The organism is Desulfobacter sp., from assembly GCF_050177295.1.
In genome coordinates this window covers 1-6,488 of the sequence record NZ_JBFXHE010000255.1, presented here as the reverse complement: position 1 = coordinate 6,488, position 6,488 = coordinate 1, and the positions used below count along the sequence as shown (strand labels likewise).

Sequence of the window (6,488 nt, the reverse complement as noted above, 5' to 3'; positions counted from 1 at the left end):
TCATTGGCCAGGCGCCTGGATTCTTCGATCTTGGCATGCTTCATCAGATCATTGAGGATATAGGCCAGATCCGAGATGTTTTTTTCAGATGTGGCATTTTCCCTGGCAGCCACGGCAATGGCCTGTTCATCCGTGGCAAGGTTCAAAATATAGGTTTCAATGCCGGACAATTTTTTGCTTTGGGCAGCATTACAGTGCATGGAGATAAACAGGTCGGCCCGCTGGGTATTGGCAATGGCGGTTCGTTCCTCCAGGGTCATTTTCCGGTCTGTGGTCCGGGTAAGCAAAACTTCACATTTCAGGCGTTTGCGCAGTTTTTCTGCAAGGGTTGTTGACAGTTTGAGCACAATATCCTTTTCCCATACCCCGTTGACATATCCGGGCGCGCCGGGATCCTTGCCGCCGTGGCCGGGGTCAATGACGATTTTTCTGACACCTAAAGCCAGCTGGCGGGCAATGTCCGAGGATTTCAGATTGTCCGTGGTGATACGGTCCGGCTTTTCAGAGGATTTCAGCTTGTCCGTGGTGATGCGGTCCGGCTTTTCATAAGAAGGTTTTTTCAGGGGCGTGTCTTTAACGGCAACCTGGTCCATGCGCGTGTCTTTAACGGCAACCGGCTCCATGGGCAGGGCCTTGCCGTTCTTGCCCCACAGGTCAATGACGATGCGGAAAGGGTCTTTTAAAGAAAAAATTTTATAGTTATCAAAATTTTTTATATCCACCACCACCCGGACGGTGTGGGAATCAAACTGTCCGGCCCGGGCCTGTTTAAGCAGATCATCGTTGATGGGGGTGTGGTCCGGCACATTGCGGCCGAGTCTTGACTGGTCAATGTCCACATACAGCCTCTGGAAATGAACATTCTGGGTCGGATCTTTTTTTAAAAGTCTGTGGGTGTATCTTCGCTCGCTGTCTGCATTGATCACAACCCTGCTATATTCCGGGTTGGACCAGAACCTTAAATCCGTAACTCTTGTATCCCCTTTAGGCTGCGGCAGGTCTGTATCATCCGGTTGGGTGCTCCCGGGACCGCAATAGGCCGGATGCGCTGTATTGTCTTCTATAATATCCGACGGCTGCCGATATCCCCCGGTATCGGCAGCATCGGCCTGGGCCAGTTTCTGTCTGTGGTATTCCGCAATGGCCTCGTCATTGCGGGTTAACTCTTTTTGGGACTGTTTTGTTTTTACTTCGCCATTGTTCTGGCGGGCGCTATTGTTCTGGCGGGGTCTTGAAGCATTCGCGTCAGCAAGGGTCCTGGCACGGGCACTGTAGGGACTTTGGGGATAAAGCCGGTTTATGCGGGCGATAAGATCATCGGCATGCCGGTTCCAGTCGGCATTGCCCGATCTTTTGGCAAGCTGGAAATAGAGTTCAGCCGCCTTGTATAACCCGGCCGGTGCCCAGGAATACCCGGGAAAGTCCTTGTGAATGGATTTGTATTTTTCAATACAGGCCAGCCAGGCAGACACCTTATTTATATCCACCGCAGACCGTTTTAATTTTTTAAAACAGGTATCTGCTGTCTGGTACCTTGCCTTGGCCGTATCGGCAAGGGCTGTGCCTGTGGTCCAGGTAAACAGGCAAAGGCCGGCCAGAACTAGAATAAAAACGGTGAATATGCGGTTAAACCGGATGCTCATGCCTCAACCTTGCGCTTAAGTTCATTTAAAAAGTTCAGGGCATCAAGGGGGGTCATATGGGCAATATCCACCTTGTGCAGCATCTGGCGCAGATCATCGTCCGAGGGACCGAACAGGCTCATCTGTCCGCTGGTGTTTCGTTTTTTTGACTCTTTTTTCTTTCTGGCAGACAATGCCAAAGGCGAGGGTGTCATGGGGTGGTGTTCCGCAGATGCCAGAACCGATTTGGCAAGGTCAATGATATCATCAGGAACGCCTGCCAGACGCGCCACCTGGATGCCGTAGCTGCGGTTGGTGCCCCCTTTGACCAGGCTGCGGAGAAACACAATATTGTCGTTGAACTCCTTGACCTCAATATTATAATTTTTGATCCGGGGTTTGAGTTCCTCAAGCTGGAGCAGCTCATGGTAATGGGTGGCAAAAAGGGTTTTTACCCCTTTACCGTTCAGGTCATGCAGGTACTCGGCCACGGCCCAGGCAATGCTCATGCCGTCGTAGGTGGAGGTGCCCCTGCCGATCTCATCCAGGATCACCAGGCTTTTTTCCGTGGCGTTATTGACAATATTGGCGGTCTCCTCCATCTCAACCATGAAGGTGCTCTGCCCGGAGGAAAGATTGTCAAGCGCGCCCACCCGGGTGAATATCCGGTCCGTGATGCAGATGGAGGCTCCGGCCGCCGGCACAAAGGAACCCATCTGGGCCATGAGAACGGTCAGGGCCACCTGGCGCAGCACCGTGGATTTGCCGGCCATGTTGGGGCCGGTGATCAGGATCTGCTGGCACTGGGTGTCGTCCAGAAAAATGGAATTGGGCACATACCGCTCGCCCTGGATCAGTTTTTCCACCACCGGGTGCCTGCCGTCCTGGATATCAATGCGCCGGTCATCATTGATGTCAGGCTTTACATAGGCATTTTCCACGGCAGCCCTGGCAAGTCCCTGGACCACATCAACGGCGGCAATAAACTGTGCCATGGTCAGAATTTCCTTTGTCCGTTGGGCCACCTTTTCCCGGACTGTACAGAAAATTTCGTATTCCAGAGCGTTCCGGCGTTCCTGGGCGTTGAATATGGTGTCTTCCACCTCTTTCATCTCCTGGGTAATGAACCGCTCGGCATTGACAAGGGTCTGTTTGCGGATATAGTGATCCGGTACCTGGGCAGACTGGGCCTTTGATACCTCGATGAAATACCCGAACACCTTATTATATTTTATTTTAAGCGAGGAAAGCCCTGTATTTTCCTTTTCTTTTTTTTGCGTTTTCGCAATCCAGGATTTTCCGTCCCGGGTGATGGATAAAAGTTCGTCCAGTTCCGGGCTGTATCCGTCATTGATCAGGTTGCCTTCGTTAAGTACGTGCACGGCATCTTCCCGGATGGCTTTGCCGATCAATCGGGCCAATTCTTCCAGGTCCCGGACCAGGGACAGTTTTTCGTCCATGCCGGCACCGTTGAGAATCGGGCTTTTAAATGTTTCAATCTCCTTGAACAGACCGGGCAGAACAGAAAGGGAATTTTTAAGGGAAAGCATGTCCCGGGCATTGCCCTGGCCCATGGATATGCGGGAGCCCAGCCGTTCAAGATCATATACGGATTTAAGAAGGTCGCCAAGCGCCTGATGGGTGGCTGGTGCGCAGATGAGCTCTTCTATGGCACCAAGGCGCTGCAGAATCAGATCTTTGTCCACCAGAGGATATCTGATCCACTGCTTGATCAGCCTGCCGCCCATGGCTGTGACGGTTTTGTCCAGAATGTGGATCAAAGAGCCCTTGGGGCTCTGGGTCTGGATATTGGTCAGCAGTTCAAGGTTTTTGCAGGACCTGTCGTCAATGACCATGAAATCATTGAGATTATATGGAATGACTTTATAGATATGGCTGGTGTCCGACAACTGGGTATCCCGGACATAGGAGACGGCAGCGCCTGCGGCCAGTATACATGCCTGCATACGTTCAATGCCGAATCCTTCAAGACTGCGGGTGGCAAATTGTTCTGTCAGAACCTGCCGGGCATTGTCAGGCCGGAACGTATCGTTGTCCAGATAAGTGATTTCAACGTGGGAAAAGGTTTTCCTGATGGCGGCCATGGCCGGGTCAGACTTGAAGCTGTGCGGCAGCAGCACCTCCTTTGGGGAAAGTTTTAAGGCCTCGTCTAAAAGGGCAAAGGGGATAGCTCCTGAGGTGCGTTTTACCTGGCAGGTGGTAAAGCTGCCCGTGGAGATGTCTATGCAGGCAAGCCCTGCATGATCGGCGGTTTTGGAGATCGCCACCAGAAAGTTGTTTGTTCCCCGGTCCAGAAGGGAATCGTTGAGGATCATGCCCGGGGTGATGACCCGGATAATCTCCCGTTTGACAAGGCCCTTGGCCTGGGCAGGATCCTCCACCTGCTCACACACCGCAACCTTGCAGCCCTTTTCAATGAGTTTGGCAATGTAAAGATCGGCTGCCTTGTAGGGTACACCGCACATGGGAACGGGGTCGGGGTCATTTTTATTCCGCGAGGTCAGCGCGATTTCAAGGATGCCGGACGCCTTGACAGCATCCCCAAGAAACATCTCATAAAAGTCCCCCATCCGGTAAAAGAGTATGGCGTCCTGACAGGTTTCTTTGATGGCCAGATATTGGGCCATCATGGGTGTTTGTTTTTTTTCGACCATGGATGTTCAAAGGGGGGTTAACTTCAGGCCTTTTTCTTTTCCTCGGTTACAGCCTGTTCCTGTTCTTTGCGGGCTTCTTCATCTTCCAGGTGTTTTTTGATGTAGGGATCGTGAATAAACATATCAAGGCGTGTCTGCAGAGAATTAATTTCTCCTTTCAGACGTTCAATCCGCTCGTCCCTTGTTCTAACCTGGCGGCGCAGACGAAAGGCTGTGATAAGTCCGCGAATCCCTGTGATCAAAAGACCTATAACCAGACAGATAAGCCAATAGGCCCAGTTGGGAAGTTCCATGGCCGTGTAGTTCAGGGATGCTATTTTAAAGTCAATGTGAAGCGCTCCACCTGTCAGAAAGTATTCCTGGTTCTGGATGCAGAAAACAGCCAGAAGTATCAGGACAATTATGAATAATACAATTTTAAAAGTTTTCATTCATTCTCTCCGTTATAAATTTTAAGTGTATCCTTATATCCTTATAAATAGATGGTGACTATAGATCAAAATTAGGTATTTATCAATTCTTCTTTTGGCCTTCCTTGATTTAATCGTTGGGCAAATTAATCAGTTTTTTGTGCAAAAACATTGACAATGTACCCCATTTGAGCTACATTTTTAAAAACTCAAATGGAGGCATACCATGGGTAAATCATCCACCATCAGAGCCAGAATTGAACCCGATTTAAAGGACAAAGCTGAGCACATATTTCAGCAGCTTGGGCTGACTACGACCCAAGCGATAACCTTATTTTATAAGCAGGTCGAATTAAAAAAAGGGCTGCCTTTTGACGTAGCCATTCCTAACGAGGTCACTCGCAAGACGTTTTCCGATACGGATGCCGGACGTGACCTGATCCTTTGCAATGACGCCGACGATATGTTCAAAAAGTTAGGCATCTAATGCTGACACCCGCATATACAAAGCAGTTTGAACGCGACGCTAAGCGGATGAAAAAGCGCGGTAAAAACCTTGAAAAATTGAAAATAATCATTCGTTCTTTAGTGGCTGAGGAGTCGCTTGATGACATTCATCGTGACCATAAGCTGATTGGCAATAGGAAGGGGCGACGGGAATGCCATATTGAATCCGACTGGCTGTTGATTTATCTGGTTGAGTCCGACCGTGTTGTCTTTGAGCGGACTGGAACCCACGCTGACTTATTTCAAAAATGAAGGGCCAAAAATGAAGGGCATTGATAGCCCAACACTTTGCTGCACCGGATTCGGGCCAAAAAAAGCGGCCCTCTCCGGTGCCTAAAATTTCGAATTTTTAGACACCCCAAACCTGGTGCGGTATTTCAGCACCGATATATTCTCTGCTCAAAAGCAAATGTTCTGCGTTAAAATCAAAAAAAAAGATAAAAAAAAAAGATTGACACGGCTAACTTTAGATTATATATTTGATGATCAATGCTATTGTAAGTCCCATAGAACAAGGCTGCCCGAGAGCAGCTAATGTTTCAGACTATTGATAAAGACCCTGGTTCCCGGCATGTCGGGTCTTGTCCCAAAGCGTTGCCCGGTTTAAGTTCTTTTCTTTTTGAACCCGGGCAGCTTGATAATTTCCAATCATCCAAACGTCACCATTATAAATTTGATCATGAAAATAACAGAAAGGGCATGCCCCGGCCAATTTCCTGGAAAAGACGATTGCTCTTTCATTGATTACCAAAACTGGTATGCCATCCAGACCCTGTCCGGGTGTGAAAAAAAACTGGTTTCAACCCTCCAGGTTCTTTTAAAAAAAATTCAGCTTTATCTTCCAACCCGGAAAGTCATCCATCAGCTCAAAGGGGTACAGCACATTATGGAATTACCCCTATTCCCTGGATATATCTTTGTTTATCGAAGTATTTCAGAATCATTGGACGCGCTTGACAAGGCCGACGCCAGAATCGTTTTTAAACCGGTAATGGCCAATGGAAAATACCTGGAAGCCAACAAGAACGAAATGAAATTCCTTTTTGAGGTGACAGGGGGGGATGGGGTGATCGAATTATCCCAAGGTGTTGTTATGGAAAATGAGGAAGTTCTGATCATACAAGGGCCCCTGAAGCAGTTGAAAGGAAAAATTCTCTTTATCGATAAGAGAAAGAATAAGGCCAAGGTTAGAATTGAATTCATGAACCGGATGCTGGACGTGTCTCTTGGGCTTGAAATTTTATCCCGCTCTCTTCCTAACCAGAAAACGCCTG

6 protein-coding genes are annotated in these 6,488 nt (G+C 48.9%); 3 read left to right on the top strand and 3 right to left on the bottom strand.

What is annotated here, in order from left to right; genetic code table 11:
* The 3 genes from AB7U36_RS16010 to AB7U36_RS16000 all read right to left on the bottom strand — a co-directional run.
* The coding region (locus tag AB7U36_RS16010; RefSeq protein ID WP_428160707.1) for an N-acetylmuramoyl-L-alanine amidase at positions 1-1,643 on the bottom strand (1,643 nt) is incomplete at its 3' end.
* Positions 1,640-4,297, bottom strand: coding sequence for a DNA mismatch repair protein MutS (mutS, locus tag AB7U36_RS16005; RefSeq protein ID WP_428160706.1), 2,658 nt, complete (start codon positions 4,295-4,297; stop codon positions 1,640-1,642). The genes AB7U36_RS16010 and mutS, both read right to left, overlap by 4 nt.
* 23 nt (positions 4,298-4,320) lie before the next feature.
* A complete protein-coding gene (locus AB7U36_RS16000; protein WP_428160705.1) occupies positions 4,321-4,728 on the bottom strand; it encodes a hypothetical protein in 408 nt (135 codons plus the stop codon).
* Between the two features lie 205 nt (positions 4,729-4,933).
* On the opposite strand from AB7U36_RS16000, the gene AB7U36_RS15995 reads away from it, so the two are divergent.
* From AB7U36_RS15995 to AB7U36_RS15985, 3 genes are all read left to right on the top strand, one after another.
* Entirely contained in the window at positions 4,934-5,194 is a 261-nt protein-coding gene (locus tag AB7U36_RS15995) for a type II toxin-antitoxin system RelB/DinJ family antitoxin (protein ID WP_428160704.1), read from the top strand.
* The gene (locus tag AB7U36_RS15990; RefSeq protein ID WP_428160703.1) at positions 5,194-5,466 is read left to right on the top strand and encodes a type II toxin-antitoxin system YafQ family toxin; all 273 of its coding nucleotides are present in this window, start codon (positions 5,194-5,196) and stop codon (positions 5,464-5,466) included. The genes AB7U36_RS15995 and AB7U36_RS15990 overlap by 1 nt, the downstream gene beginning before the upstream one ends.
* 427 nt (positions 5,467-5,893) lie before the next feature.
* A partial coding sequence (locus tag AB7U36_RS15985) for a transcription termination/antitermination NusG family protein (protein WP_428160702.1) occupies positions 5,894-6,488 on the top strand: 595 nt, incomplete at its 3' end.

Excerpts from the sequence above, each read along its gene's own strand:
- mutS (WP_428160706.1), bottom strand. The coding sequence starts at position 4,297 with ATGGTCGAAAAAAAACAAACACCCATGATGGCCCAATATCTGGCCATC.
- AB7U36_RS15995 (WP_428160704.1), top strand. The coding sequence starts at position 4,934 with ATGGGTAAATCATCCACCATCAGAGCCAGAATTGAACCCGATTTAAAG.
- AB7U36_RS16000 (WP_428160705.1), bottom strand. The coding sequence starts at position 4,728 with ATGAAAACTTTTAAAATTGTATTATTCATAATTGTCCTGATACTTCTG.
- AB7U36_RS15990 (WP_428160703.1), top strand. The coding sequence starts at position 5,194 with ATGCTGACACCCGCATATACAAAGCAGTTTGAACGCGACGCTAAGCGG.